This window comes from Mycobacterium sp. DL99, assembly GCF_004762045.1.
In the GTDB taxonomy this organism is placed as follows: Bacteria; Actinomycetota; Actinomycetes; order Mycobacteriales; family Mycobacteriaceae; genus Mycobacterium.
Map to the genome: position 1 here is coordinate 1,242,938 of NZ_SJOM01000007.1, position 26,634 is coordinate 1,269,571.

Here is a 26,634-nt window from a genome sequence, read left to right on the forward strand (position 1 = left end):
TCGTGGTTGACGTTGTGCGGCAGGCTGAGACGGGTTTGCGGGAGCGTAAAAAACAGCGCACCCGGGCGATGTTGATCGAGGCTGCCATCGATCTGTGTGACCGTCAGGGGTTCGAGCAGACCACTGTGGAGCAGATCGCCGCGGTCGCGGATGTGTCCCCGCGCACGTTCAGCCGCTACTTCGCTACCAAGGACGCCGTCGTGCTGGCGTTCGTCGACGAGGTGATCGAGATTGTCGCGATCGAACTCGAGGCGCAACCGGCCGGAATCGGCGATATCGAGGCGCTGTACCGGGCCCACCTGCAGGCGTTCCTCAAGACCAAGACCGCGCCGCCCACCCAACTCACATCGGATCGGCTGCTGGCCTCGGCGCGCATCATCACCTCGTCGCCGGTGCTGATCCAGTCGGCTTCGGAGTTCCGGGCGGATGCGGTAAACGCGGTGCTGGCACGGCGGATGGGGGTGCCCGGCGACGATCGCCGGCTCAAACTGACGGCCGTGGTGTGGGGGTCGATCATCATGACCGGCATCGCTGAGCTGGGATCTCGGGCGGATTGGGACACCGTGACCGTGGATGACATCGTCGAGCGGATCGAATCGACGTACGCCGATTTCCTGGAGGTTGTCGCGGGCGTGGAGCAGCGTCCCGACCGAGGCTGAGCCGTTTGCAGTGACCCGTTAGTAACCCCCCGCGGGCAGCGCAGATCGATTGCGACTACCTTTTGTAGAGCAGTTGTCGGTTCCCAGGACGATGAAGGGATTCCCGTGGCCGAAAACCCGTCGAGTGGGCAGGAGATTGCCACTCTCAAGTACCCCGGTGGCGAGATTGATCTCGATATCGTCCATGCCACCGAGGGCAGTGACGGCATCGCGCTTGGTCCGTTGCTGGCCAAGACCGGCTACACCACGTTTGATGGTGGCTTCGTCAACACCGCTTCCACCAAGTCTGCGATCACCTACATCGACGGTGATGCCGGCATCCTGCGTTACCGCGGTATCCCGATCGAGCAGCTGGCCGAGAATTCCACGTTCATCGAGGTCAGCTACCTGCTGATCTACGGTGAGCTGCCGACGGCCGAGCAGTTGGAGTCGTTCACCACCCAGATCCAGCGGCACACCCTGCTGCACGAGGATCTCAAGCGGTTCTTCGACGGCTTCCCGCGCAATGCGCATCCGATGCCGGTGCTGTCCAGTGCGGTCAACGCGCTGAGCGCGTACTACCAGGATTCGCTGGATCCGCTGGACAAGAAGCAGGTCGAGCTGTCGACGATCCGGTTGCTGGCGAAGCTGCCGACGATCGCGGCGTATGCCTACAAGAAGTCCGAGGGGCAGCCGTTCCTGTACCCGGACAACTCGCTGACGCTGGTGGAGAACTTCCTGCGGATGACGTTCGGTTTCCCGGCCGAGCCGTATGAGGTGGATCCCGAGATCGTCCGCGCGCTGGACATGCTGTTGATCTTGCACGCCGATCACGAGCAGAACTGTTCGACCTCGACGGTGCGTCTGGTGGGCTCGTCGCAGGCCAACCTGTTCACCTCGATCTCCGGTGGCATCAACGCGCTGTGGGGCCCGCTGCACGGCGGCGCCAACCAGGCCGTGCTGGAGATGCTGGAGAAGATCCGTACCGGCGACGACGACGTGCAGACCTTCGTCAAGAAGGTCAAGAACCGCGAAGACGGTGTGAAGCTGATGGGCTTCGGTCACCGGGTGTACAAGAACTACGACCCGCGGGCGCGCATCGTCAAGGAGCAGGCCGACAAGATCCTGGGCAAGCTGGGTGGCGACGATGAGTTGCTCGACATCGCCAAGCAGCTCGAAGAGATCGCGTTGACCGACGACTTCTTCATCGAGCGCAAGCTCTACCCGAACGTCGATTACTACACCGGCGTGATCTACCGGGCGATGGGCTTCCCGACCCGCATGTTCACCGTGCTGTTCGCCCTGGGCCGGCTCCCGGGCTGGATCGCGCACTGGCGTGAGATGCACTCGGAGCCCAACAAGATCGGCCGCCCGCGCCAGATCTACACCGGCTACACCGAGCGCGGCTACGTAGACATCAACAAGCGCTGAGTTTCTCTCCGCGAGCAGACACAAAACTGCCCCTTTTCACGCGAAAAGGGGCAGTTTTGTGTCTGCTCGCGCAGTATCTGTCAGCGCACCGCGATCGCGGCGCCGCCGGTGAGCGCCAGTAGCTGCGCGTAGGTCAGGGGCATGACCGAATCGGCGGTGCCCGCGGCCGTCCAGATCACCGGGTAGGACGCCAGGGTCTGATCGACGACGGTGCGTAGCGGTGCCGGATGGCCCGTGGGCGCGACGCCGCCGATGACCTGTCCGGTCGCGCTGCGCACGAGTTTTGGGTCGGCCTTGCGGATGGCAGTGGCCCCGAGATGGTCGGCGACGACGCCGGTGTCCACCCGGCCGGCACCGCTTGCCATCACGAGCAGCGGTTCGCCGTCGCATTCGAACACCAGGCTGTTGGCGATGGCTCCGACCTCGCAGCCCAGCTGTTCGGCGGCTGCCGTTGCAGTCTTGGCGTCGGCGTCGAGGATCTTGATGGCCGGTTCGATGCCGGCGGCGGCCACTGCCGCGGCGACGAGGGAGTTCCGTTCGTTCACGGTGACGATTCTGTCGGATCGGCGCGCATCGCGCTCAGACTATTTCTCGTGGCGGACAACACCGTTCATCATCGTCAGCTTGACCTCGGCCTGGTGGATCTCGTGCGGCGGGATCGCGGTGAGGTCCTTGTCGAGCACGACCAGATCGGCCAGCTTGCCCACTGTGATGGAGCCGAGGTCGTTCTCACGGCGCAGTTGGTAGGCCGGGCCCATGGTTTGGGCGGTGATCGCCCGGTCCAGGGTCAGCCGTTCCTCGGGCCGAGGAAGCGGCGTCTGGTCAGGCTTGCCCAATTCCTGCCTGGTGACGGCGATCTCGATCGCTTCGAGTGGACGGAAGGTGCTGTAGTAGCTCGCGGCCGGCCAGTCGGAGCCGAAGGACAAGCGGGCGCCGCCGTCGGACAGCGACTTGAACGGGTACATGCGATCGGCCCGCTCCGGCCCTAGGCGCACGGTTGTCACGTTGCGCCAGTAGGGGTCCGGTGTGGCCCACTGGGCCGAGACCTGCGCGATGACACCAAGCTCGCCCAACCGCGGAATATCCTGTGGGTCAACACATTGCAGATGTGCGATGGCGTTTCGCCGGTCGCGTTGCGGATTGGCCTTGGCGGCGGCCTCGATCGCGTCGAGCGTCATGCGGGTCGCTCTGTCGCCGATGCAGTGCACGTGGACGTCGATTCCCTGCGCGTCGGCGCGCTTGACGACGTCGTTGACCTGTTCGGCGGAGAACATGGGCTGGCCGCTGGTGCCGGGCTGGTCCGCATACGGCGCGAGCATCGCCGCGGTGCGTCCGGCGTCCACGCCGTCCATCACGATCTTCAGCACGTTGACGTGCACCAGCTCAGTTTGTGGCCCTTCGCGCAGCGCCAGGATCTTGGGCAGCGGGTCGACGTTCGGCTGGTTGTAGTAGTAGCTGCCGGTGACCCGGAACGGCAACTTGCCCGCGGTCTCAAGGTCGCGGTAGTGCCCGAAAGCCTTGTCCTCCGGCATGATCTCGACGCCGGCGTCGAACATCGAGGTGATGCCGGCCTCCGATGCCCTGGGCGCCCATTGGGCCAGCGATTCGGCGACGAACGCCTCGTCCATCGGCACCACTGAATTCAGCACCTGCATGTAGGCGGGCACCTCGACGAGATACCCGGTCGGCGTGCCGTCGGGATCGCGCTGGAACACACTGAAGCCCGGAACCGGATCGGCGGAGTCCTTGGTGATCCCGGCGAGCTCGAGGGTCTTGGTGTTGACCCATGCCGAGTGGGCGTCGATTGCGATCAGCAGCACCGGCCGGTCCGGCCAGATCGCGTCGAGGTCCTCGCGTCTGGGTCCGGTCGCGGGGAATGCGTCGTAGCGCCAGCCGAAACCGCGTACCGGGCCGCCTCCGGCGACGGTGGGTGCATAGTTGCGCAATGCCGCGAGGATGGCGTCGCGTGTGTCGAACTGGAGGTCCACTCCGCGGGTGATGGCGCTGGGCCGGCGAACCGCGGCGGCGGGTTTCGACTTGCCTCCACGATAGTTGTAGTTTCACAATAGTTGTGTGAATACAACTGTCGGCTCGCTCAGCGCACGGCGCAAGGCGATCATCCTCGTCTCGTGCTGTCTGAGCCTGCTGATCGTGTCGATGGACGCCACCATCGTGAACGTCGCACTTCCGAGCATCCGTGAGGATCTGGGTGCGTCACCGTCGCAGCTGCAGTGGATCATCGATGTCTACACGCTGGTGCTGGCTTCGCTGTTGTTGCTGGCCGGCGCGACGGGCGACCGGTTCGGTCGCAGGCGGACATTCCAATTGGGGCTGACGATCTTCGCGGTGGCCTCGCTGCTGTGCAGCCTGGCCCCCAACATCGAAACCCTCATCGCGGCCCGCTTCCTGCAGGCCATCGGCGGTTCGATGCTCAACCCGGTGGCCATGTCGATCATCACCCAGGTGTTCACCGGCCGGGTGGAGCGCGCCCGCGCGATCGGTGTGTGGGGCGGGGTGGTCGGCATCTCGATGGCACTCGGCCCGATCGTGGGCGGGGCGCTGATCCAGTACGTGGACTGGCGCGCGGTGTTCTGGATCAACCTGCCCATCTGCGCCCTGGCCGTCGTGCTCACCGCGATCTTCGTCCCCGAATCGAAGTCGGCGACCATGCGCGATCTCGACCCCATCGGCCAGGTCCTGGGCGTGGCATTCCTGTTCGGCGTCGTCTTCGTGCTCATCGAGGGCCCGGGGTTCGGTTGGACGGACCCGCGCACCCTCGCCGTCGCAGTCGTCGCGCTCGTGGCCCTGGTGGCGTTCCTGCGCTACGAATCGCGCCGCAGGGACCCGTTCATCGACCTACGGTTCTTCCGCAGCGTGCCGTTCGCCTCGGCCACCCTGATCGCCGTCTGTGCGTTCGCCGCGTACGGGGCCTTCCTGTTCATGATGTCGCTGTACCTGCAGACCGAGCGCGGCTACTCCGCGATGCACACCGGCTTGATCTACCTGCCGGTCGCGGTGGGCGCGCTGATTTTCTCGCCGCTTTCGGGCCGTCTTGTCGGCCGGTACGGCAGCCGGCCCTCGCTGCTGGTGTCGGGAGCGACGATCACCGTGGCCGCCATTCTGCTGACCCGGCTGACCGGCGACACCCCGGTGTGGCAGCTGGTGGTCATGTTCGCGGTGTTCGGCATCGGGTTCTCGATGGTCAACGCGCCGATCACCACCACGGCGGTCAGCGGTATGCCGCTCGATCGCGCCGGTGCGGCCTCCGCGGTGGCCTCCACCAGCCGTCAGGTCGGCGTGAGTGTCGGTGTGGCGCTGTGTGGTTCGGTGGCGGGGGCGGCATTGGCCGGAACCGGTGCGGAATTCGCCGCGGCCGCCCGGCCACTGTGGTTCGTCTGTGCCGCACTGGGTTTGGTGATCTTGGTCCTGGGCCTCATCTCCACTACACCGCGGGCTTTGCGTTCCGCGCAGAAGTTGGCGCCGCTGATCGGTCAGCACCATGTCCCGGAGGTGACCCATGTCCGGTGACGGGCAGGCCGAGTTGGCCGACGAGGTGTGGCGCGCCCTGACCGCGTTGGTGTTCGACCACCGTGACCGGTGGCGGCGTGCGGTGATCGAGCGAACCGGACTGCCGTTCAGCCGTATCCGCATCCTGAAACGGCTGGCGCGCGAACCGCTGACGGTCAAGCAGCTGGCCTACGCGGCGACGGTCGATGCCCCGGCGGCCACGGTCGCGGTCAACGACCTTGAGGAGCGCGGGCTGGTGGTGCGTGAGGTCGACCCGGCCAACCGGCGCTGCAAGCTGGTCTCGCTCACCGACGCCGGGCGCGCATTGCTGGCGCGCATCGACCGGGTCGAGGACCCGGCGCCGGAAGTGCTCGCAGCGCTCGACGCCGGGGACCTCGAAGCCCTGCGGGTGATCCTGCGCAAGGTCACCGGGCCGTAGCCGTGTCGATCGGGATCAGCTCTCGCCCCACCCGCCCTGCACCATGGTCTGGAACTTCCAGTCGCCGTCGCACTTGACCAGCAGATCGCCGTAGCGCACCTGCTGGCTGAACCCGTCGGCGGTGAACGTCGCGTCGGTGATGACGAACACCAGGTTCTCGTTGATGAAGTGCGGCGTGCGCGTCGACTCCATCGCGAAATCGGTGTTCTGGCCCAACTGTTCGGCCATCTGGGCGATGAACCCGGCGCGGTCGACGGACTCGGCGCTGCCGTCGGTCACCTCGTTGAGCGGAAACATCGCCTGATCCGCCATGCCCTCGACGTCCTTGTTCAGCGCCAGTGCGTCGTAGCGGGCGAACCAGGCCAGCACCGAGTCGACATCGGCGGTGGTGGGGGTGAATTCGCAGGCCTGTGGCGTGGTCATCAAGGGGCTCCTCGGCGGTAGAATTACTCTGTACGGCATATACTGTACATAGTACAGAGAGGATGGATGGCGTGGCAGAACGCGCAGGTGGGAATCGCAGCAGTGCCGGCGATCCGGTGCGCACGCTCGAACTGCTCTGGCGTGAGCCCGGTCAGGGCGCTCGCACACGCGGCCCGAAGCAACGCACGACGGTGGACGCGGTGGTTGACGCCGCCATCCGGATCGCCGATGCGGACGGCCTTGATGCGCTCACGATGCGGGCGGTCGCCGTGCAACTGGGCGTGACGCCGATGGCCACCTACACCTATGTGCCGGGCAAGGCCGAACTGCTGGACCTGATGGTCGATACCGTGTACCGGCAGATGCCGCGCCGCGACTTCGCCGGAAAGCCGTGGCGGGAAAAGGTTTCCATGATCGCCGAGGACAACCTCGCGATGTTCGAGAGGCACCCCTGGATCACCTACCTGCCCACGACCCGCCCGCCGCTGGGCCCGGGCATGATGGCGAAGTACGACCACGAGCTGAGCGCGTTCGATTCACTCGGACTCACTGACCTCGAAATTGATTCGGCACTGACGTATGTGTTGGGCTTCGTCAACTCGGTGGCCCGGATTGCCATCGATTCGCGCCGGGCCGCAGCCGACAGCGGCCAGAGTGACGGGCAGTGGTGGGAACGCGTCGGCCCGCTGCTGGAGCGTGTCCTCGACGGTGACAGGTACCCGTTGGCCTCACGGGTGGGGACGGCGGCCGGTCAGGCATTCGACGCGGCCTACAGTGCCGTGCACGCCTACGAGTTCGGGTTGGCGCGTGTGTTGGACGGGCTGGCCGACCTCATCGACGCCGCCTGAGCCTGTCGTCTCAGCCTTCGAGTACCGCCATCGCGGCGTTGTGCCCGCCGATGCCGGAGACGGCGCCACCGCGCACCGAACCCGAGCCGCACAACAGGATCCGGTCATGCGCGGTGGCCACACCCCAGCGCTGCGCCGGCGTTTCCAACGGAGCGTCGTCCTCAGCGAACGGCCACCGCAGCGCGCCGTGGAAGATGTTGCCCGCGGTCATCCCGAGGGCCTGTTCCAGGTCGGCGGTGGTCTTGGACTCGATACACAGCCGGCCGGCGCCGTCCTCCATGAGGACATCCTGGATCGGTTCGGCCAGAACCGAATTGAGCGAGTTCAGCACCGCCGAGGTCAGCCGGTCGCGCGTCCGGTCGGGATCGCCGGCGGCCAGTGAGTGCGGGGTGTGCAGACCGAATACGGTGAGCGTCTGGGCCCCCGAGCCGCGCAGGTCCTCAGACAGGATGCTGGGATCGGTCAGGGAGTGGCAGTAGATTTCGCACGGGAGCGGATCGGGGACGCGCCCGGAGGCGGCGGCGTCATAGGCTCCGGCCAGCTGGCTGAAGGTCTCATTGATGTGGAAGGTACCGCCGAATGCCTGCTGGGGCGTGACGTGTTCGTCCCGAAGCCGGGGGAGTCGACGCAGCATCAGGTTGACCTTCACCTGCGCGCCGGGGGCGGTCTCGGGGGCCGGTTCGCCGAGTAGACCGGCGAGCACCGCCGGGGTGACATTGGCCAGCACGCGCTCGGCAGAAACTTGCCGCGCCGTTCCGCCCTGCCGGTAGCGCACCTCACCCTCTGGGTTGACCGCGTAAACATCTGCGCCGGTGATGATTTCGGCACCGAAGCCGGCTGCGGCGGCAGCCAGGGCCCCGCTCACCGCACCCATCCCGCCGACCGGCACGTCCCAGTCGCCGGTGCCGCCGCCGATCAGGTGGTAGAGAAAGCACGCGTTCTGGATCAGCGACGGATCATCGATGTCGGCGAACGTGCCGATCAGGGCGTCGGTGGCCATCACGCCGCGCACCAGATCGTTCGACACCGCGTTGGTGATCGCCTCGCCGATCGGCCGTTCGATCAGCGCTTCCCAGGCCGCGGCGGTTTCGGTGTCGTGTCCGGTGAGCAGGCCCCGGCGCATCTCGGCCCGGCTGCGCAGCGGCTGCAGCAGCGTCGGCCAGATCCGGGACGTGATCAGCCCGCACCGGCGGTAGAAGTCGCTGAACCCGGCCGCGTCGGTGCCGGCGCCGATCGCATCGAATGTCGGCTGCGGGCCGATCAGCAGTCCGGTGGCGCCGCCGGTGGCCGGATCGGGCGTGTAGGACGAGATTCGGCGCCGGGACAGCCGGATTCGGGCTCCCAGGTCGCTGATGATGCGTTGGGGTAGCAGGCTGACCAGGTACGAGTACCGCGACAGGCGGGCATCCACACCGTCGAAGGCGTGCGCCGAAACTGCCGCGCCGCCTACGTGGTCGAGGCGTTCGAGCACCTGCACCCGGCGTCCCGCCCGGGCCAGGTAGGCAGCGGCCACCAAGCCGTTGTGCCCGCCGCCGATGATGACGGCGTCCAACGCCTTTCCTGTCACGTCACGCCCTGCCGGTCAGCCTCGATAGCCTTCGACCTCGTCGGCCCCGCGTTTCTCGGCCAGGCCCGGGTCCTGTCCCGTGTCACGCAGCGCACGACGCTGCCGCAACAGGTCCCAACACTGGTCGAGGGCGACTTCCAGCGATCTCAGTCGTTGTTGCTCTTCGGATTCGTCTATTTCCCCTCGCTGCAGTTTGGTCCGGAGCTCCTGCTCTTCGGCAACGAGCCGGTGAACTTCGGCGAGGATGTCCTGATCTTTGGCCACACAACCAGTCTGCCGGACTACCGTTGATCCGGTGAGTACAAAACCTGAGATCGAGTTTCCGGACGGACCTGCCCCCACCGAATTGGTGATCAAGGACCTGGTGGTCGGCGACGGCGCCGAGGCGGTGCCCGGCGGCAACGTCGAGGTGCACTACGTGGGCGTCGAATACGACTCCGGCGAGGAGTTCGACAGCTCGTGGAATCGCGGAGAATCCATCGAATTTCCATTGCGGGGCCTAATTCAGGGCTGGCAGGACGGAATTCCCGGGATGCGGGTCGGTGGTCGGCGCCAGCTCATCATTCCGCCGGCACAGGCCTATGGCCCTGCGGGTTCGGGGCATCGGCTTTCGGGCAAGACACTGATCTTCGTGATCGATCTGCTCGCCACCCGTTGACGTGTCCTTGGGCTCGGAAAGTATTGGCCGAACCTAACCGTCAATTTCCATTTGCTGCTACCGTCAACCTGTTTCGCGGCTGTAGATAACTGTTCGTCGACTACAGGAGTGCCCAAAATGTCGGGTTCGGACGAATCTCGGACAATCACAGGCTGGCAAACAGCCTCCAAGTTATATCGACGACCACCCGGTTTGGGTTGGTTGCTGGCGCTGGCGGCAGTTCCATTGTTGCTGGGCCTGATCGGATGGGGCGGACTCGACCGCTCGCACAAGAACACTGATGTGACGCTTCCCGATGTGAATCCCACGGCGACATTGAACGTTCCGGACGTGAATGCCCCGGACCTCAACGCGCCCAATGTCAATTTGCCGAACCTCTCGTTCGCGCCGTTGTCGATCGCCCGTAACGGCAACGGCTTCACCCTCACCGGTGATCTGCCCGACGCCGCGGCCAAAGCCTCGCTGTTGGATTGGCTGCGCGGAAAGTTCGGTGCGGACGTCAATCTGGTCGACAACCTGAATCTGCGTCCGGGTGTGAGCACCCCCGATGTGTCGGCCCTGGGCAAGGTGTTCGACGCCGCGGCCGAGGGCATTCCGGATTTCAACTTCAGCGTCGACGGTGACACGCTGACGCTGACCGGTACGGCGCCGTCGGCGCAGGTGCGTGACGCGGTCGAGGCGGCCGCGAAGGCGGCCTGGCCGAACATCAAGCTCGTCAACAACATTCAGATCGCGGCCGCTCCGGCTGCCCCCGCGCCACCGGCGCCCGCGGCTCCTGGTGCACCGGGTGCTCCCGGTGGCACACCGGGACCCTGCGCGGCGTTGCAGGGCGATGTGAGTGCACTGCTGCGTACTCCGATCAACTTCAGCACCGACGGGTTCGCTGTGGCCCCGTCGTCGCAGCAGCTGCTGTCGCAGGTGGCTGACAAGCTCAAGTCGTGCGAAGGCGCAAAGGTGGCCGTCACCGGTTACACCGACAGCTCGGGTAATGACGCCATCAACATCCCGCTGAGCGGCAACCGCGCCAAAGCCGTTGCCGATTATCTGGTTTCGCAGGGTCTGGCGGCCGATCACGTGACGTCGTCCGGCGCGGGTTCGGCGAATCCGATCGCCGGCAATGACACCCCCGAAGGCATGGCGAAGAACCGCCGCGTCGAGATCACGGTCAGTTAGGGAGATTCGACATGGACTTCGTAATCCAGTGGTTGTGGTATCTGCTCGCGTTCGTGGTGGGGTCTCTGGTGGCCTGGCTGATTTCGGTGGTGACCGTCAAGCCCACCAGTGAGGAAGAGGCGTTCGCCGAACTGCCCGGCTCGCGTGAGATTGGAGCAGGACGATGAGCGATCTGAACTGGTGGTTGATGGCCCTGGCCTTCGTGCTCGGGCTGGTGCTGACGCTGGCGCTGACCCTGCGCAGGGTGAAGCGGGAGGTGCCGGTGTACGGCGCCCTGGGGCGTCGGCCCGATGCTGCGGCGGCGGCCGGGGACGGTAAGGCCGCGGCCGCTGGTGGAACGGCCGGTGCTGCAACGGCTGTCGCCGATGACGCCACGACCAAGCTGCCCAGGGTCGGTTCGGGGGACGAGCCCACCACCCAGCTGCCCAAGGTCACCAGCGCGGGTGCCGCGGCGGCGGGTGCGGCTGCCGCCGGTGCCGCCGGGGCGGCCAAGTTCGCCTCCGGCGGGGGTGCTCACGAGGCTGCCGGTGACGGCGTCAAGGTCGTCGAGGAGACGCCGTACGGTGCCGGTTCGGTCCGGGTCTCGGGTGCGGGCACGCCGACGGGTTATCTGATCAAGGGCAACGAGGATTCGATGCTCTATCACTCGCCGGAGAGTCCGTCGTACTCGGTGACCATCGCCGAGATCTGGTTCGCCGACGTCGAATCCGCCGAGGAGGCCGGGTTCAACCGATGGGACAGCGGTAAGTCCCAGCGCGACAAGAAGTAGCGGCAACGCAGATCGCCCGCCTCCACAACCGGAGGCGGGCGATTTGTGTTCGGTGCGTGGTCAATGCGGGCCGGGCAGGCGCAGCAGCAGCCGCGCCCCGCCCAGTGGGCTCGATTCCAGAGTGGCTGTGCCACCGTGTAATTCGGCCTGCTGGGCCACCAGTGCCAGTCCCAGGCCGGAGCCCAACCTCGATGCCGTCGATCCCCGGGAGAAGCGTTCGAACACCATCACGCGTTCTTCCTCGGGCACACCCACGCCGTCGTCGTCCACCGCGATCTCCACGCCCTCGCGGGAGCTCACCGCCGACAACAGCACTCGGGTGGCGCCGCCGTGTTTGACGGCGTTGGCGATCGCGTTGTCCACGGCCAGCCGCAGCCCGGTGGGCAGTCCGATGATGATCACCGTCGGTGAGGGCGCCAGCGCGACGTCGAGATCGGGGTAGACGCGCATGGCGTCGTGGGCGGCGCGGTCGAGCAGTTCGGTGATGTCGACGGTGACGTGGTCGTCGGTGGTGGACAACTCGCCCTGGGCGAGGCGTTCCAAGGCGCCGAGGGTGGCCTCGATCCGCGACTGCGTGCGGATGACGTCGTTGACCACTTCCTTACGCTCATCGTCGGGCAGGTCCAGGGTCGACAGGACCTCCAGGTTGGTCCGCATCGCGGTCAGCGGGGTGCGCAGCTCGTGGGCGGACACCGAGGCGAAGTCGCGGGCCGAGGCCAACGCGGCCTTGGTGCGGTCCTGTTCCTTCCAGATGCGTTTCAACATGCCGTTGACGGCGTCGGCGATCTCGACGGCCTCGCTGGCACCGCGCACCTCGACGTCGGGAGCCTCGTCGCCCGCCTCGATCTCGCGGGTCTGCTCGGCCAGTCGTTTGAGCGGGCGCACCGCGAACGCGGCCAGCACCCAGCCCAGCACCGTGGCCGCACCGACCGCGAACACACAGATGATGAGCACCCGGCGGTGCAGGTTGTTGGTGTCGGCGATGGTGGCGTCGTAGGTCGCGCCGACTGCCACCCACATGGGTCCGGGGGCGGGAATCTGCACGGTGCGCACCCGCCAGCGCACGCCGTCTATGTAGGTGTCGGCGTATCCGTCGGGCAGCTCGGGCAGGATCACGTTCGAGTTCGACGAGACGTTTCCGGCCTGGCGCACGGTGATCACCGCGTCCTGGTCGCTCGGGGAGCGGGGGATCTCGCCGAGGCCCCGCGGCAGGAACGGGATGGCGAAGCCGGCGGCTTCGTCGAGGCGGCGGTCCAGCCGTTCCTTGCGGTCGTTGGTGATGCCGACCCAGACGATGGTTCCGACGATGACGACGACGATCGCCGCGCCTATGGCGGTGGCGAACGCGACCCGGGTCCGCAGCGACGGTGTGCGGCGGAAGATCCGGGTCAGCGGCCTCATTTCGCTATTGGGTCCTGAGGACGAATCCGACCCCGCGGACGGTGTGCAGTAGTCGCGGCGCGCCGCCGGCTTCCAGTTTGCGGCGCAGGTACCCGATGAATACGTCCACCACGTTGGTGTCGGCGGCGAAGTCGTAGCCCCAGACCAGTTCCAGCAACTGCGCCCGGGACAGCACGGCGGTCTTGTGCTCGGCCAGCACGGCCAGCAGGTCGAACTCGCGTTTGGTCAGGTCCACGTCCACACCGTTGACGCGGGCGCGGCGGCCGGGGATGTCGACCTCCAGTGGGCCGACCTGGATGGTCTCGGAAGAGAAGGTGGCCGATGCGCCGCGGCGGCGCAGCAGCGCCTTGACCCTGGCCACCAGTTCCTGCAGCACGAACGGTTTGACCAGGTAGTCGTCGGCGCCGGCTTCCAGGCCGGCCACGCGGTCGTCGACGCTGCTGCGGGCCGAGAGCACGCAGACCGGCACGTCGTTGTCCATCGCGCGCAGCGCGGTCACCACACTGACGCCGTCGAGTACCGGCATGTTGATGTCGAGCACGATCGCGTCCGGGCGGGTCTCGGTGGCGCTGCGCAGCGCCTCGGCCCCATCCACGGCCGTCGAGACGGTGAACCCGGACAGCCGCAGCCCGCGTTCCAGCGACGCGAGCACGTCAGGGTCGTCGTCTACGACGAGGACCCGGGGCGAGGCCATGCCACCGGTAGCGCTATCCATAACCGCCATCTTGCCCGATGAACAACGGTGAATCGCGCAGGCGCCCGGGAAGTCTTTGACCTCAATAATTGTTCAGGTTTTACGGTGATGTACATGAATATGGAAACAGTGGCCCGGCAGTCGCTGTACAGACAGGCCCATGCGCGCGACGGAGACCTCCGCGCGCTGGCCGACCGGCGCCTGCTGTCGCGGATCTGGCGGTTCGCCGCGCGCCACCATCGCAGGCTGGGCGGGTTCGTCGCGATCAGCGTGGTCAGTGCGCTGCTGACGGTGACGACGCCGGTGCTGGCCGGCCGTGTGGTCGACGCGATCACGCAGGGCGGCCCGGCGTCGACGGTGGTGCTGCTGGCCTGCACTATCGCTGCGATCGCCGTCGCTGAAGCCGCAGTGGCCCTGTTGACCAGGTGGTTGTCGTCGAACATCGGCGAGGGTCTGATCCTGGACCTGCGCACCGCGGTGTTCGACCACGTGCAACGCATGCCGGTGGCGTTCTTCACCCGCACCCGGACCGGCGCCTTGGTGAGCCGCCTGGGCAATGACGTGATCGGGGCGCAGCGGGCGTTCTCCGACACGCTCTCGGGCATCGTCGCCAACGTCGTGACCCTGACGCTGACGCTTGTGGTGATGCTCAGCATCTCGTGGCAGATCACCCTGCTGTCGTTGGCGCTGCTGCCGTTGTTCGTGCTGCCCGCCCGTCGCATCGGCACCCGGATGGCTGGGTTGTCCCGCGAGGCGGCCACGTACAACGCCACGATGAACACCCAGATGACCGAGCGGTTCTCGGCCCCGGGAGCCACCCTGGTCAAGTTGTTCGGCAGCCCGGAGACCGAGTCCGACGAGTTCGCGGTGCGTGCCGGCCGGGTGCGTGACATCGGGGTGCGCACGGCGATGCTGCAGTCGACGTTCATGAACTCGCTGACGCTGATGTCGGCGCTCGCCCTGGCATTGGTCTACGGGCTGGGCGGCGTGCTGGCGATCGGCGGGCAACTGCAGGCCGGTGCGGTGGTGTCGCTGGCACTTCTGCTGACCCGGCTGTATGCGCCGCTGACCGCACTGGCCAACGCGCGGGTCGAGATCGCCAGCGCCCTGGTGTCGTTCGAGCGGGTTTTCGAGGTGCTGGACCTGGTGCCGCTGATCGCCGAGGAACCCGATGCCGTGCCTGTGCCGGATGGTCCTGTCGAGGTCGAATTCGACCACGTCCGGTTCTCCTACCCTTCGGCGGACAAGGTGTCGCTGGCCTCGCTGGAAGAAGTGGCGACGTTGGACGACCGCGGCGGTGAGGAGGTGCTGCACGGCATTTCGTTCACGGCCCGGCCCGGCCAGATGGTGGCGCTGGTCGGATCGTCGGGGGCGGGCAAGTCGACCATCGCGTCGCTGCTGGCCCGGCTCTACGACGTCGACTCCGGTTCCATCAAGCTCAACGGGGCCGACGTGCGGGACGTGACGTTCGGGTCGCTCAAGGACACGGTGGGCATGGTGACCCAGGACGGGCACCTGTTCCACGAGTCGATCCGCGCCAACCTGTTGCTCGCGGCGCCGGAAGCTGGTGAGGACGAACTCTGGGAGGCACTGCGCCGGGCTCGGCTCGATGACGTGGTCGCGGCCATGCCCGACGGCTTGGACACGGTTGTCGGTGAGCGCGGATACCGTCTGTCCGGAGGGCAGCGGCAGCGGTTGACCATCGCGCGCCTGCTGTTGGGACGATCACGGGTGGTGGTGCTCGATGAGGCGACGGCGTCGCTGGACTCGGCCTCGGAGGCCGCCGTTCAGCAGGCCCTCGCCGAGGCATTGGGCGGGCGCACCTCGATCGTCATCGCGCACCGGTTGTCCACGGTTCGCGCCGCCGATCTCATCCTGGTCATCGAGGACGGGCGCGGCGTCGAACGCGGCACTCACCGCGAGTTGCTCGCCCGGGGTGGCCGCTACGCCGAGCTGTACGACACGCAGTTCTCCCAGGAGGTCCCGGCGGCATGAAGTTAATCGTTTGCCCCTGATGGGAAGATTGATCCAGTGAGTCAACCCGCGATCGCCACATCACCGAAGCGGATCCGGACCAGTTCAGATCTGTGGCGGCTGTTGCCTTATCTGTTGCCGTACCGGGCCCGCTGGATCGTCATGATCGTGGTGGCGGTGGTCAGCCTCGCTGCGACGGTGGCGATTCCGCTGATGACCAAGGCCGTCATCGACGGTCCGGTGCGTCACCAGGATCCGCACGGGTTGTGGGTACTGGGTTCGGCTGCGGTGGCGGTCGGCATTTCCGAGGCGGTGCTGTGGTTCATCAGGCGCTGGATGGTGGCCCGTGCCACCATGGGCGTCGAGGCCGACATCCGCAAGGATCTCTATGCGCGGCTGCAGATCCTGCCGATGAGCTTCCACGGCCGCTGGCAGTCCGGGCAGCTCCTGTCGCGGGTGATGAACGATCTGTCCACGATCCGCCGGTTCCTGTCCTTCGGGTTGGTGTTCCTGATCCTCAACACCCTGCAGATCGTCGTGGTGACGTCGATCCTGCTGGCCATGTACTGGCCGCTGGGTGTGGTGGTGCTGGTGTCGATCGTGCCGATCACGCTGACCGTCCTGCATTTCGAGCGGGAGTACACCCGGTTGTCGCGGCTGGCGCAGGACCAGACCGGCCACGTCGCAACCCATGTCGAGGAGGCCGCGCTCGGGCTGCGGGTGGTCAAGGCGTTCGGCCGCGAGGACTACGTCTTCGACCGGTTCGACGAGCAGGCCACGCAGCTCTACGAGACGCAGTTCGCCAGGGTGAGCGTCTCGGCGAAGTTCTGGACGCTGCTGGAGGTCATCCCCAACCTCACGCTGATCGTGGTGTTGGGATTCGGTGCGTACGCGGCGGGCCACGGCCACGTCACGATGGGCACCCTGGTCGCCTTCATCACGATGATGCTGTCGCTGGTGTGGCCGATCGCCTCGCTGGGTTTTCTGTTGTCGATGACGCAGGAGTCGTTCACCGCGGCCAACCGCATCGCCGAGATCTTCGATGCGCCCATCGACATCACCGACGGTCCGGTGTCGCAGCCGCCGCGCGGCGGCCGGCTGGAGCTGCGGGATGTGGGCTTCAAGTTTCCCGATGGTGACGAGTGGGCTCTACGCCATGTCAACGCCGTGGTGGAACCGGGACAGACGCTGGCGCTCGTCGGCGCGACCGGGTCGGGTAAATCGGTGCTCGCCGCATTGTTCTCACGGTTGTACGACGTCACCGAAGGCCAGATCCTGATCGACGGCCGCGACATCCGCGAGCTGAGCCTGCCCGTGCTGCGGCAGGCCGTGGCCACCGCGTTCGAGGACCCCACGCTGTTCTCGATGTCGGTGGCCGAGAATTTGCGGCTGGGCCGTGCGGATGCCACCGACGAGCAGCTGGGCCAGGCCATCGAGATCGCGGCCGCACAGTTCGTCTACGACCTGCCCTTCGGGCTGGATACCCGGATCGGCGAGCAGGGCATGAGCCTGTCCGGTGGTCAGCGCCAACGTCTTTCGCTGGCCCGCGCGATCCTGGCGGCGCCCAAGATACTGGTGCTCGACGACACGTTGTCGGCGTTGGACGTGCATACCGAAGCCGTTGTGACGGAGGCCCTCGGGCGCGTCCTGCGCGGGGTGACGGGCATCATCGTGGCGCACCGCGCATCGACCGTGCTGTTGGCCGACAAGGTCGCGCTCCTGCAGAACGGAACGATCACCCACATCGGGACACACGCCGAATTGCTGGCACGGGTACCGCAATACCGCTACCTGCTGGCCGCCGATGACCAACTCGATGACGCCTGCGAGCGCAGTTGCGCATGGGAGGACGACGAGGAGTTGGGCCGGTTGCAGCGCGGGCACGCCGAACGTGCGGCCATCGATGAGGTGGGCGGGCCCCCGCATCTCAGTGCGGAGGTGCAGCGCCGATGACCACTACACAGTGGCGTGGCCGCCTGAGCGACGACGAACAAGACGACTCCGACAACACCGCCGCCGGCACGTCCACCCTTCCTATCGACGAGAGCGTGCCGCTACGCCGTGAGGCCCGGGCACTGCTCATGTCATTGCTGCGCCCCTACCGGTGGACGGTCGCCGTGCTGGCACTGGTGGTCGTGGTGGAAAACGCTGCCCGGCTGTCGGTTCCGATCCTGGTGCAGCGTGGTATCGACCGCGGCATCCCGCCGATTCTGGAGGGCGGCCCGGCCCGTGAGCTGATGCTCATCGTCGGCACGCTGTGCGCGGTGGTCATCGTGCAGGCGATCAGCCGCATGTTCTTCCTGCGGCGCTCCGGCCGGGTCGGCCAGCAGGTGCTGTTGGAGTTGCGCCGCCGGGTGTTCCGCCATTTCGGCCGGCTCGATGTGGCCTTCCACGACCGGTATACGTCGGGCCGGGTGGTCAGCCGGTCCACCAATGACGTCGAGGCCATCCAGGACATGCTGGAAACCGGTTTCGACAGCCTGATCACCGCGGCGCTGACGTTGTTCGGCACCGCGATCCTGCTGGTGGCGCTCGATTGGCGGCTGGGCCTGATGTGCCTGGCGGCGTTCCCGATCCTGGTCGCCCTGGTGTGGTGGTTCCGCAACGAGTCGGGCAAGACCTACCGGCTGGTGCGGGAAAGTGCGGCGCTGGTGATCGTGCAGTTCGTCGAGACCATGACGGGGATCAAGGCCGTGCAGGCCTACCGGCGCGAGCCGCGCAACCAGGAGATCTTCGACGACGTCGCCGACGGGTACCGGGCGCTCAACGAGAAGACCTTCAAGCTGCTGGCGATCTTCATGCCCGGGGTCAAACTGGTCGGCAACCTCACCACTGGCGCGGTGCTGCTCTACGGCGGCTACCGGGTGCTGCGCGGCGAGATGACCATCGGCACGCTGGCCGCGTTCCTGCTCTACCTGCGGATGTTCTTCGAGCCGATGCAGGAGATCTCGCAGTTCTTCAACACCTTCCAGTCGGCGTCCTCGGCTCTGGAGAAGCTGGCCGGGGTGCTGGCGCTGCAGCCCGCCATCGCCGACCCGGAGGTGCCGGTCACATTGCCTGCCTCCAAGGGCGGCATTGTGTTTCACGACGTGCGGTTCGAGTACGCCCCGGGCCGTCCGGTGTTGCCCGGGCTGGAGCTCTCGGTGCCGGCCGGTCAGACCGTGGCGCTGGTGGGCACCACCGGCGCGGGCAAGACCACCATCGCCAAGCTGATCGCCCGGTTCTATGACCCCACGGCCGGATCGGTGACGCTGGACGGTGTGGATCTGCGCGACCTCGCGCAGGCGGAACTGCGCCGCCACGTCGTGATGGTCACGCAGGAGAACTTCATGTTCGCCGGGACGGTCGCCGACAACATCCGCTTCGGTCGACCGGATGCCACCGATGCGCAGGTGCGGGAGGCCGCCGTCGCGGTCGGTGCAAACCGCTTCATCGAGACACTGCCCGACGGGTATGACACCGATGTCGCCAAGCGCGGTGGCCGGCTGTCAGCCGGGCAGCGGCAGCTGGTGGCGTTCGCCCGGGCATTCCTGGCCGATCCGGCGGTACTGATCCTGGATGAGGCGACGTCGTCACTGGATATTCCGAGCGAGCGAATGGTGCAGCGCGCGTTGGAAACCGTGTTGGCCGACCGCACCGCGCTGGTGATCGCCCACCGGCTCTCCACGGTGCAGATCGCCGACCGGGTACTCGTGCTCGAGCACGGCCGCATCATCGAGGACGGCGCACCGGCCGATCTCATCGGTCGGACCGACGGGGCCTACGCCGCGTTGCACCGCGCCTGGATGGATTCGCTGGCGTGACGGTGCCGGCGCCTACCGCTTGGCGGTGACATGCAGTACGGCGTCGTAGCTCTGCGGGCCTGAACCGATGCGCACCGTGATGTCCCACTGGCCCGGCGCGGAGAGGTCTATGTCGGCGCGGTAGTCATCGGTGCGCTCTGGCGTGGCCTCGACCGTTGGTGCGGCCAAACCCATCTCCGGCATCCGTGGTTCGAAACGGACCCACTCCGGCGTCGGGGTTTCGCCTGCGCTTCCCAGGATTTCCACGGTCAGTGGCCCGACCCCGACCTTGGGCGGATCACCCTTGAACCGCACCAGGTACGGCCCCGCGGTGGCCTCGGCGGCGATGGGCGGCCGGGGCTGCGGCCACAACAGCCACAGCATGCCGGCGCCCACCGCGACGACGATGACGGCGATGCCCAGCCAGTGCAAGCGGTTCACGGTGCCGGCTAGAGCTTTTCGATGTCGGGCAGTGTCCAGGTCTTGTCGAACAGCGCGGGTTTCGGGCCGTAGAGCCGGAACAGCACTTCGAACCGGCCGTCGGGCTTCGTCGGAATCCAATTGGACTGCTTGCCTTCTGGAGCCCGCGGTCCGAAGTAGATGTCGACGGATCCGTCGGGGTTCGTCACGAGGTCGGGTCGGTGTGAGGAGCGGCTCGCGTGCGGCAGGTCGCGGATCAGTGCGTGGGTCGCCCGGTCGTACACCGTCGCCGACCAGTAGAGCGAGACCGGCGGGTCGGCAGGGACCCGCAGCCGGTAGGTCGCGGCGCCGTCGAATGGCTCGCCGCTGGCATCAGCGATCGTCATGACGTAGAACTGGCCCTGCCCAAGATGTTTGGCGCTGAAATAGATGAACGAGTACAGCAGGCCGCGATCGTCGACGGGGTAGCTGGCGGGGTCGGCGAATCCGGTTTGCATGCCCTGGACCACCTCGGGCGAGGCGGGCACGGCCCAGTGGGTCCCGTCGAAATACGGCGAGGCGAAGAACCGCGGATAGTTGGCGTCGAGCCAGTCGTGTGCTTCGGCGGCGGCCGCATCGAGCACCGACGTGAGCTCAGCGTCGGGGGTGAAGGGCTTGCCCTGCTCGATACCGATCGACTTCAGCACCGAGATCATCACCCGATCCCGCTGTAGCCACGGCTCGCGCTGGATGAACTGGTGAAGCAGTTCGAAGAACCGGATGTCGTAGGGGATCGTGCTGTCGTACAACGCACCTGATGCGTCGGCGAAGACCGTCGGCTCGGGACCGGACAGCGGATAGACCTTGATGCGCTTGCCGTACTCGGCCGCCGTGGCGACGTCGGCGTCGTCACTCGATGCGACGTTGGACCGCAGCGCCCCGAACCCCGTATAGGTCGCCGACGGCATCGGGATGTAGCCGTCGGGAACCTCACCGTCGAACCCCGGCGGCAGGATCAGGTACTTGCCGCCGGCGCCCTTGTCGACCCCGGCGGGCCCGACGTCTTCGAGCGCTTCCTGCCAACCGTTGTCGACCGACCCGGTGATCGAACCACCTTCTGCGGGTGGGATTTCCAGCACGACCGGGCCGGCCTGGGTGTTGTACAGCGGGAAGAAGTACAGCGTGTCCGGATTCGGGGTCAGCGTCTGGTTCTTCCAGTCCAGCAGCTTCGACCAGAACACCACCTGGTTGTCGCCCGCGCCGACTCCGGCTGCCGCTTCGCGCAGCAGCTCGAAGTTGACGGCGGGCATACCCCAGATCACAGCCTGCACTGCACGGGAACGCATCAACGGGTCCATGCCCAAGACGCTAGTCCGTCACCGTACGGTGTCGAAGAACGTCTTCACATCTTCGACGAACAATTCCGGCTGTTCGAAGGCGGCGAAGTGTCCGCCGCGCGGCATCGTCGTGTAGTGGGTGACGTTGTAGCCGGTCTCGCACCAACTGCGGGGCGCTCGTAGAATCTCCAGCGGGAACGACGCGATACCGGTCGGCAGGCTGACGTATTCGCCACCGCCCCAGGTGTTGTGGCTCTCCCAGTACAACCGGGCCGACGAAGCCGCCGATGCGGTGAGCCAATAGAGCATGACGTTGTCGAGCAATTCATCGCGGTGCACCACATTCTCGGGGTTTCCGTCGCAGTCCATCCATGACCAGAACTTCTCCACGATCCACGCCAGCTGGCCGACGGGGGAGTCCACCAGTCCGTACCCGACGGTCTGTGGCCGGGTGGACTGTTGCTTCATGTAGCCCGAATCCCACTTGCGGTAGTACTCGATCCGGGCCAGGGCCTTCTGCAGGTCCTCGGTCATCTCGCCGATACCCTCGGCCGGCGGCTGCGCGATCGGCATGTTCACGTGAATGCCGACGCACGAGCCCACGTTGCGGCCGATCTGCGTCGTCACCGCGGCGCCCCAGTCGCCGCCTTGCGCACCGTAGCGGCCGTAGCCCAAGCGGGTCATCAACGTGTCCCAGGCCTGCGCGATCTTCCCGATTCCCCACCCTGTTGCGCTCGGCTTGCCGGAGAACCCGTAGCCGGGCAGCGAGGGACACACCACGTCGAACCCGGCCTCGGTCAGCGGCTCGATCACCTTGTGGAATTCGACGATCGACCCGGGCCAGCCGTGGGTGATCAGCAGTGGGAACGCGTCCTCACGCCCGGATCGCTGGTGGATGAAATGGATGTCCAGGCCGTCGATCTCGGTGGTGAAGTGGTCGAACCGGTTCAGCGCGGCCTCGCGGGCGCGCCAGTCGTACTCGTTGGCCCAGTAGGCCGCCAGATCCTTGGTGTAGTCCAGCGGGATGCCCTGGGTCCAGTCCTCGACGCACTCGGCCTCGGGCCATCGGGTCCGGTTGAGTCGCTGCTTGAGGTCGTCGAGATCGGCGTCGGGAATTGCGATGCGGAAGGGGCGGATCTGAGCCATGCCTCCCAATCTGCCAGAGGCAGCTCCAGAGGTCAGGGAATCTGGCGCAGCCGCCGCGCCTTGGAGACCGCCTCGTGACGGTTGCGCGCCCCGAGCTTGGCCGCCGCGCTGCGCAGATAGCTCTTCACGGTTTCCGGCTTCAGTGAAAGCCGTTGGGCTGCCTCGGCATTGGTGCAGCCCAGGGCGACCTGCGCCAGCACGTCGACCTCGCGGACGGTCAAGGGGGCGCTGGCCGGCGGGTCCCCACGCAAGGCGACCGCCAACCGGTCGGCGAGCTCGCGCAACGGCCCGGCCAGATCCGGGGAGTCGGCCGCCAGCCGGCGCAGGTCGGCGTGCACCTCGCGGATCTGTTCGGTGTCGGCCAGTTGGTCGGTGAAGTTGGTCAGCGCGGTCTCGCGCATCCGCATGCGCCGGTCGACCTCGTCGCGCACCCGAAGCTCGTCGCTCAACCGCTGCGCCGAGGCCACCATCGCGGCGGCGGTGCGGTCGCCGATCGGGGCGCTGGTGCGGTGCGCCCCGTACAGCACGGCCCGGGTGGCGCCGTCGACGACGACCGGCACCGCCAGGATCGAGCGGATCCCCTCGGACAGCACCGGCTCGTCGTAGTCGTGGGTGATGGTCGAGGCGCGGCGGTAGTCGGGCACCGAGATGGGACGGCGGGACACCACGCTGGCCCCGCCCAGCCCGGCGCGGGGCAGCACCGCGAGCCCGCGCATGGCGCCGGTACGGGTGCCGAAGAACTCGCTCAACAGCAGGGTGTCGTCGTGCACCTGCCCACCGAAGGCCAGCGGAAGCCCGGTATCGGTGGCCATGCGGCGCAGCTCGGCGCGTACCGCGTCGGCGTCGCGAGGCCGCAGCAACCAGGGGCGCATCGTACGTACACACTTTCGGGGGTAGCGGGCGGGCAAGTGTGACGTAGAGCATAACTGTCATGAATGTCGTCGCGAGCAACACGGACCGCTACCGCGGTGCCCGTGACCAGCTGGTTGCCACCATCGCGGACTATCCCCGCGCCGTCGAGGAGTTCGAATGGCCGCAGATCAGCGGCACCTTCAACTGGGCTGTCGACTGGTTCGACGCCATCGCCAGGGGCAACGACCGCACGGCGCTGTGGATCGTCGAGGAGGACGGTTCGCAGCAGCAGGTGACCTTTGCCGAGATGGCGCAGCGGTCCGACCGCGTCGCGGCCTGGCTGCAGGGGCTCGGCGTGAGCAAGGGCGACCGGGTCCTGTTGATGCTCGGCAATCAGGTCGAGTTGTGGGAGGCCATGCTGGCCATCGCCAAGCTGGGCGCGATCATCATGCCGACGACCGGGGCGCTGGGGCCGGCGGATCTGTCCGATCGCATCGCGCGCGGCGGCGCGCGGTTCGTCATCGTCAACGCCGCCGATGCGGTCAAGTTCGCCGAGGTGCCGGGCGACTACGTGCGCATCGCGGTGGGCGAGACCCCAACAGGCTGGCACCGCTACGCCGACGCATACGACGTGGCACCGCGGCGGTTCGAGGCGTGCACGACGGTCGATGACCCGATGCTCATCTACTTCACCTCCGGCACCACGAGCAAGCCGAAGCTGGTCGAGCATTCCCAGGTGAGCTACCCGGTCGGGCATCTGACCACGATGGCCTGGATCGGCGTCAAACCCGGTGACGTGCACCTGGCGATCAGCTCGCCCGGTTGGGCCAAGCACGCCTGGAGCTGTTTCTTCGCACCGTGGATCGCCGAGGCGACGATCTTCGTCTACAACTACGCGCGCTTCGACGCGGCGGCACTGATGGGCCAGCTGCGGCGGGCCAAGGTCAACACGTTCTGTGCCCCGCCGACGGTCTGGCGCATGCTGATCCAGGCTGACCTGGGCGAGCGGCCCGAGGGATTGCGGGAGATCCTGGGCGCCGGTGAGCCGCTGAACCCGGATGTGATCGCCCAGGTGGAACAGGCTTGGGGGCTGACGATTCGCGACGGGTTCGGCCAGACCGAGACCTCGCTGCTGGTCGGCAACACTCCGGGCCAGCCGGTGAAACCCGGCTCGATGGGCCGTCCGATGCCGGGTGTCCCGGTGGTGCTGGTGGATCCGATCACGTCGACGCCCGCCGTCGAGGGGGAGATCTGCCTGGACCTGGCGGCGCACCCGCGCAACCTGATGACCGGCTATCTCGGTGATCCGCAACGCAATGAGGCCGTGATGGCCGGTGGCTACTACCACACCGGTGACGTCGCCGTCCGTGACGAGGACGGCTACATCACCTACATCGGCCGCACCGACGACGTGTTCAAGTCCAGCGACTACAAGGTGTCGCCGTTCGAGTTGGAGAGCGTGCTGATCGAGCATCCGGCCGTGGTCGAGGCCGCGGTGGTGCCGCAACCCGACGACACCCGGCTGTCCGTGCCCAAGGCATATGTCGCGCTGGCGGATGGCTGGGAAGCCAACGCGGACACGGCGAAAGACGTCATGACCTATGCCCGTGACCATCTCGCGCCCTACCTCAAGGTGCGCCGGGTCGAGTTCTTCGACCTGCCCAAGACCATCTCGGGCAAGATCCGCCGCGTCGAGTTGCGCAAGCGTGAGGACGCGGCTCATGAAGCGGGAGAACCGATTTCCACCGAATACCGTTACGAGGATCTAGTGGAATGAATACGGCGATGAGTTCCTATGACCGTGGCCCCACCGATGTGCCTGTGCTCGAAGAGACCATCGGGGCGAACTTCGAGCGCATGGTGGCGGCCGGGCCGGACGCCGAAGCGCTGGTCGAGGTGGCCACCCGGCGGCGCTGGAGCTATGCAGCGCTCAACGACGAAGTCGACGCGGTGGCGCGGGGGCTCATCGCCCTGGGCGTGCAGAAGGGCGATCGCGTCGGCATCTGGGCGCCCAACTGCGCCGAATGGGTGATGCTTCAGCTCGCGACGGCGAAGATCGGCGCGATCCTGGTCAACATCAACCCGGCGTACCGCACCCACGAACTGGCTTACGTACTCAAGCAATCCGGCATTCGGACCCTGGTGTCGGCCACCGCGTTCAAGTCCTCCGACTATGTGACGATGGTGGCCGAGGTGCAGGCGGACTGTCCGGCGCTGAAAGACATCATCTTCCTCGGCACCCTGGATTGGGACCGGCTGCACATCGAGCAGGCCGACGAGGAACAATTGCGGGCACGATTCGGTGAACTGTCCAACACCGATCCGATCAACATCCAATACACCTCGGGGACAACAGGATTCCCCAAGGGAGCGACGCTCAGCCACCGCAACATCCTGAACAACGGGTTCTTCGTCGGCGGGCTGATCAATTTCGACCGCGGCGACCGGGTGTGCATCCCGGTGCCGTTCTACCACTGCTTCGGCATGGTGATGGGCAACCTCGGTGCGCTGACCCACGGTGCGACGATCGTCATCCCAGCACCGGGATTCGATCCCGGCATCACGCTGGCCGCGGTCGAATCCGAGCGGTGCACCGCGCTGTACGGCGTGCCGACGATGTTCATCGCGATGCTCGGGCATCCCGACTTCGCCCAATTCGACCTGTCCTCACTGCGGACCGGGATCATGGCGGGCTCGGTGTGCCCGGTCGAGGTGATGAAGCGCGTTGTGGCCGACATGCACATGGCCGAGGTGGCGATCTGTTACGGCATGACCGAGACGTCACCGGTGTCGTGCCAGACGCTGGTCGACGACGATCTGGAGCGTCGTACCGGCACCATCGGGCGGGCCCATCCGCATATCGAGGTCAAGATCGTGGACCCGGACACCGGCGCGACGGTCGAGCGCGGGCAGTCCGGTGAGTTCTGCACCCGCGGTTACTCGGTCATGCTCGGCTATTGGGATGAGCCGGTGAAAACCGCGGAGGCCATCGACGCCGAGGGTTGGATGCACACCGGGGACCTGGCGGTGATGCGCGAGGACGGCTATTGCACGGTCGTCGGCCGCATCAAGGACATGGTGATCCGCGGCGGTGAGAACGTCTATCCCCGTGAGATCGAGGAGTTCCTCTACACCCATCCCGACATCGACGACGCCCAGGTGATCGGCGTGCCCGACGCCAAGTACGGCGAGGAGGTCTGCGCCTGGGTCCGGATGAAACCCGGCCGTGCGCCGCTGGACACCGAGGCGCTGCGGGCATTCGCCGCCGGGAAGCTGGCGCACTACAAGATCCCGCGCTACGTGCTTGTCGTGGACGAGTTCCCGATGACGGTGACGGGCAAGATCCGGAAAGTCGACATGCGTGACGAGAGCGTCAAGTTGCTTGGGCTTGGCCCCGGTCCTGCCGGCGGGTGGGCGCCGACGAACGACGATCCCCGTCGATCGTCGCCCGACGTAGCCACAAGTGACCCGGACCAACCTCTGTAATGCGGCACCGACCTGCGACGTTTACCCGGCGGTCAGGGGGGAGGCGGAAACGTCTCGATGGCCCGGGATTCCGCGGTGACCACGCGATTTGACTCATTTGTTAGCGCTCG

The 26,634-nt window shown here is 66.7% G+C and carries 25 protein-coding genes; 14 read left to right on the forward strand and 11 right to left on the reverse strand.

Translation table 11 applies throughout. The features are described from left to right. The first annotated feature begins 2 nt into the window (after positions 1-2). Together EYZ64_RS06285 and EYZ64_RS06290 are read left to right on the forward strand one after the other, a co-directional pair. Positions 3-659, forward strand: a complete 657-nt coding sequence (locus EYZ64_RS06285) for a TetR family transcriptional regulator (RefSeq protein ID WP_135452699.1) — start codon at positions 3-5, stop codon at positions 657-659. A gap of 105 nt (positions 660-764) precedes the next feature. After that, entirely contained in the window at positions 765-2,069 is a 1,305-nt protein-coding gene (locus EYZ64_RS06290) for a citrate synthase (RefSeq protein WP_135452700.1), read from the forward strand. Positions 2,070-2,149: 80 nt separating this feature from the next. Here EYZ64_RS06290 and EYZ64_RS06295 read toward each other — a convergent pair whose 3' ends face one another. Together EYZ64_RS06295 and EYZ64_RS06300 are read right to left on the reverse strand one after the other, a co-directional pair. Continuing rightward, entirely contained in the window at positions 2,150-2,614 is a 465-nt protein-coding gene (locus EYZ64_RS06295; protein ID WP_210115477.1) for a YbaK/EbsC family protein, read from the reverse strand. Between the two features lie 39 nt (positions 2,615-2,653). Next, the gene (locus EYZ64_RS06300; RefSeq protein ID WP_167857728.1) at positions 2,654-4,057 is read right to left on the reverse strand and encodes an amidohydrolase; all 1,404 of its coding nucleotides are present in this window, start codon (positions 4,055-4,057) and stop codon (positions 2,654-2,656) included. Positions 4,058-4,142: 85 nt separating this feature from the next. Between EYZ64_RS06300 and EYZ64_RS06305 the strand changes: the two genes are divergently transcribed. Beyond that, complete coding sequence (locus EYZ64_RS06305; protein WP_135452703.1) at positions 4,143-5,597, forward strand: MFS transporter; 1,455 nt, start codon at positions 4,143-4,145, stop codon at positions 5,595-5,597. Then, a complete protein-coding gene (locus EYZ64_RS06310) occupies positions 5,587-6,015 on the forward strand; it encodes a MarR family winged helix-turn-helix transcriptional regulator (protein ID WP_135452704.1) in 429 nt (142 codons plus the stop codon). Before EYZ64_RS06305 ends, EYZ64_RS06310 begins: the two co-directional genes overlap by 11 nt. Before the next feature lie 15 nt (positions 6,016-6,030). On the opposite strand, the gene EYZ64_RS06315 is transcribed toward EYZ64_RS06310, so the two are convergent. Further along, positions 6,031-6,438, reverse strand: coding sequence for a nuclear transport factor 2 family protein (locus EYZ64_RS06315; RefSeq protein WP_135452705.1), 408 nt, complete (start codon positions 6,436-6,438; stop codon positions 6,031-6,033). 62 nt (positions 6,439-6,500) lie between these two features. Here EYZ64_RS06315 and EYZ64_RS06320 point away from each other — a divergent pair, with 62 nt between their 5' ends. Further along, complete coding sequence (locus tag EYZ64_RS06320; protein ID WP_135452706.1) at positions 6,501-7,286, forward strand: TetR/AcrR family transcriptional regulator; 786 nt, start codon at positions 6,501-6,503, stop codon at positions 7,284-7,286. 10 nt (positions 7,287-7,296) lie between these two features. On the opposite strand, the gene EYZ64_RS06325 is transcribed toward EYZ64_RS06320, so the two are convergent. Then, positions 7,297-8,838, reverse strand: coding sequence for a phytoene desaturase family protein (locus tag EYZ64_RS06325; RefSeq protein ID WP_210115628.1), 1,542 nt, complete (start codon positions 8,836-8,838; stop codon positions 7,297-7,299). A gap of 30 nt (positions 8,839-8,868) precedes the next feature. After that, positions 8,869-9,117, reverse strand: coding sequence for a DUF2630 family protein (locus EYZ64_RS06330; RefSeq protein ID WP_135452708.1), 249 nt, complete (start codon positions 9,115-9,117; stop codon positions 8,869-8,871). A 31-nt stretch (positions 9,118-9,148) separates the two neighbouring features. Here EYZ64_RS06330 and EYZ64_RS06335 point away from each other — a divergent pair, with 31 nt between their 5' ends. The 4 genes from EYZ64_RS06335 to arfC all read left to right on the forward strand — a co-directional run bounded on the left by EYZ64_RS06335 (position 9,149) and on the right by arfC (position 11,453). After that, positions 9,149-9,511 (forward strand): FKBP-type peptidyl-prolyl cis-trans isomerase, encoded by a 363-nt coding sequence (locus EYZ64_RS06335; RefSeq protein WP_135452709.1) that lies wholly within the window; start codon positions 9,149-9,151, stop codon positions 9,509-9,511. 117 nt (positions 9,512-9,628) lie between these two features. Then, positions 9,629-10,684: a channel-forming protein ArfA/OmpATb gene (arfA, locus tag EYZ64_RS06340; RefSeq protein WP_167857729.1), complete on the forward strand. Its 1,056-nt coding sequence runs from the start codon at positions 9,629-9,631 to the stop codon at positions 10,682-10,684. Between the two features lie 11 nt (positions 10,685-10,695). Beyond that, a complete protein-coding gene (gene arfB, locus EYZ64_RS31995) occupies positions 10,696-10,851 on the forward strand; it encodes a channel accessory protein ArfB (RefSeq protein ID WP_167857730.1) in 156 nt (51 codons plus the stop codon). Then, the gene (gene arfC / locus EYZ64_RS06345; RefSeq protein WP_135452710.1) at positions 10,848-11,453 is read left to right on the forward strand and encodes a channel accessory protein ArfC, sunset domain variant; all 606 of its coding nucleotides are present in this window, start codon (positions 10,848-10,850) and stop codon (positions 11,451-11,453) included. The genes arfB and arfC overlap by 4 nt, the downstream gene beginning before the upstream one ends. A gap of 60 nt (positions 11,454-11,513) precedes the next feature. On the opposite strand, the gene EYZ64_RS06350 is transcribed toward arfC, so the two are convergent. Then, complete coding sequence (locus EYZ64_RS06350) at positions 11,514-12,854, reverse strand: sensor histidine kinase (protein ID WP_135452711.1); 1,341 nt, start codon at positions 12,852-12,854, stop codon at positions 11,514-11,516. A gap of 4 nt (positions 12,855-12,858) precedes the next feature. Beyond that, on the reverse strand, positions 12,859-13,569 hold the full coding sequence (gene prrA / locus EYZ64_RS06355) for a two-component system response regulator PrrA (protein WP_003884623.1): 711 nt from the start codon (positions 13,567-13,569) through the stop codon (positions 12,859-12,861). A 93-nt stretch (positions 13,570-13,662) separates the two neighbouring features. Here prrA and EYZ64_RS06360 point away from each other — a divergent pair, with 93 nt between their 5' ends. Genes EYZ64_RS06360 through EYZ64_RS06370 form a run of 3 tightly spaced genes read left to right on the forward strand, consistent with a single transcriptional unit; the run spans position 13,663 to position 19,325 of the window. After that, positions 13,663-15,543, forward strand: a complete 1,881-nt coding sequence (locus EYZ64_RS06360; protein ID WP_135452712.1) for an ABC transporter ATP-binding protein — start codon at positions 13,663-13,665, stop codon at positions 15,541-15,543. A 36-nt stretch (positions 15,544-15,579) separates the two neighbouring features. Further along, positions 15,580-17,475, forward strand: coding sequence for an ABC transporter ATP-binding protein (locus EYZ64_RS06365; protein ID WP_210115478.1), 1,896 nt, complete (start codon positions 15,580-15,582; stop codon positions 17,473-17,475). Beyond that, complete coding sequence (locus EYZ64_RS06370) at positions 17,472-19,325, forward strand: ABC transporter ATP-binding protein (protein ID WP_135452714.1); 1,854 nt, start codon at positions 17,472-17,474, stop codon at positions 19,323-19,325. The genes EYZ64_RS06365 and EYZ64_RS06370 overlap by 4 nt, the downstream gene beginning before the upstream one ends. A gap of 12 nt (positions 19,326-19,337) precedes the next feature. On the opposite strand, the gene EYZ64_RS06375 is transcribed toward EYZ64_RS06370, so the two are convergent. The 4 genes from EYZ64_RS06375 to EYZ64_RS06390 are packed head-to-tail and all read right to left on the reverse strand — an operon-like array spanning position 19,338 to position 23,058. Further along, on the reverse strand, positions 19,338-19,745 hold the full coding sequence (locus tag EYZ64_RS06375; RefSeq protein ID WP_135452715.1) for a FixH family protein: 408 nt from the start codon (positions 19,743-19,745) through the stop codon (positions 19,338-19,340). Positions 19,746-19,753: 8 nt separating this feature from the next. Then, a complete protein-coding gene (locus tag EYZ64_RS06380; protein ID WP_286174655.1) occupies positions 19,754-21,049 on the reverse strand; it encodes a DUF1254 domain-containing protein in 1,296 nt (431 codons plus the stop codon). A 30-nt stretch (positions 21,050-21,079) separates the two neighbouring features. After that, entirely contained in the window at positions 21,080-22,186 is a 1,107-nt protein-coding gene (locus tag EYZ64_RS06385) for an epoxide hydrolase family protein (protein WP_135452717.1), read from the reverse strand. 32 nt (positions 22,187-22,218) lie between these two features. Continuing rightward, positions 22,219-23,058: a LuxR C-terminal-related transcriptional regulator gene (locus EYZ64_RS06390; protein WP_135452718.1), complete on the reverse strand. Its 840-nt coding sequence runs from the start codon at positions 23,056-23,058 to the stop codon at positions 22,219-22,221. Positions 23,059-23,117: 59 nt separating this feature from the next. Here EYZ64_RS06390 and EYZ64_RS06395 point away from each other — a divergent pair, with 59 nt between their 5' ends. Together EYZ64_RS06395 and EYZ64_RS06400 are read left to right on the forward strand one after the other, a co-directional pair. Next, positions 23,118-24,815 (forward strand): AMP-binding protein, encoded by a 1,698-nt coding sequence (locus EYZ64_RS06395; RefSeq protein ID WP_135452719.1) that lies wholly within the window; start codon positions 23,118-23,120, stop codon positions 24,813-24,815. Between the two features lie 8 nt (positions 24,816-24,823). After that, a complete protein-coding gene (locus EYZ64_RS06400) occupies positions 24,824-26,524 on the forward strand; it encodes an AMP-binding protein (RefSeq protein WP_286174656.1) in 1,701 nt (566 codons plus the stop codon). The last annotated feature ends 110 nt before the right edge of the window (positions 26,525-26,634 follow it).

Excerpts from the sequence above, each read along its gene's own strand:
- EYZ64_RS06350 (WP_135452711.1), bottom strand. The coding sequence starts at position 12,854 with ATGAGGCCGCTGACCCGGATCTTCCGCCGCACACCGTCGCTGCGGACC.
- EYZ64_RS06370 (WP_135452714.1), top strand. The coding sequence starts at position 17,472 with ATGACCACTACACAGTGGCGTGGCCGCCTGAGCGACGACGAACAAGAC.
- EYZ64_RS06390 (WP_135452718.1), bottom strand. The coding sequence starts at position 23,058 with ATGCGCCCCTGGTTGCTGCGGCCTCGCGACGCCGACGCGGTACGCGCC.
- EYZ64_RS06400 (WP_286174656.1), top strand. The coding sequence starts at position 24,824 with ATGAGTTCCTATGACCGTGGCCCCACCGATGTGCCTGTGCTCGAAGAG.
- EYZ64_RS06310 (WP_135452704.1), top strand. The coding sequence starts at position 5,587 with ATGTCCGGTGACGGGCAGGCCGAGTTGGCCGACGAGGTGTGGCGCGCC.
- EYZ64_RS06315 (WP_135452705.1), bottom strand. The coding sequence starts at position 6,438 with ATGACCACGCCACAGGCCTGCGAATTCACCCCCACCACCGCCGATGTC.
- EYZ64_RS06385 (WP_135452717.1), bottom strand. The coding sequence starts at position 22,186 with ATGGCTCAGATCCGCCCCTTCCGCATCGCAATTCCCGACGCCGATCTC.
- EYZ64_RS06380 (WP_286174655.1), bottom strand. The coding sequence starts at position 21,049 with ATGCGTTCCCGTGCAGTGCAGGCTGTGATCTGGGGTATGCCCGCCGTC.
- EYZ64_RS06320 (WP_135452706.1), top strand. The coding sequence starts at position 6,501 with ATGGATGGCGTGGCAGAACGCGCAGGTGGGAATCGCAGCAGTGCCGGC.
- EYZ64_RS06360 (WP_135452712.1), top strand. The coding sequence starts at position 13,663 with ATGAATATGGAAACAGTGGCCCGGCAGTCGCTGTACAGACAGGCCCAT.
- arfB (WP_167857730.1), top strand. The coding sequence starts at position 10,696 with ATGGACTTCGTAATCCAGTGGTTGTGGTATCTGCTCGCGTTCGTGGTG.
- arfC (WP_135452710.1), top strand. The coding sequence starts at position 10,848 with ATGAGCGATCTGAACTGGTGGTTGATGGCCCTGGCCTTCGTGCTCGGG.
- prrA (WP_003884623.1), bottom strand. The coding sequence starts at position 13,569 with ATGGATAGCGCTACCGGTGGCATGGCCTCGCCCCGGGTCCTCGTCGTA.
- arfA (WP_167857729.1), top strand. The coding sequence starts at position 9,629 with ATGTCGGGTTCGGACGAATCTCGGACAATCACAGGCTGGCAAACAGCC.
- EYZ64_RS06395 (WP_135452719.1), top strand. The coding sequence starts at position 23,118 with ATGAATGTCGTCGCGAGCAACACGGACCGCTACCGCGGTGCCCGTGAC.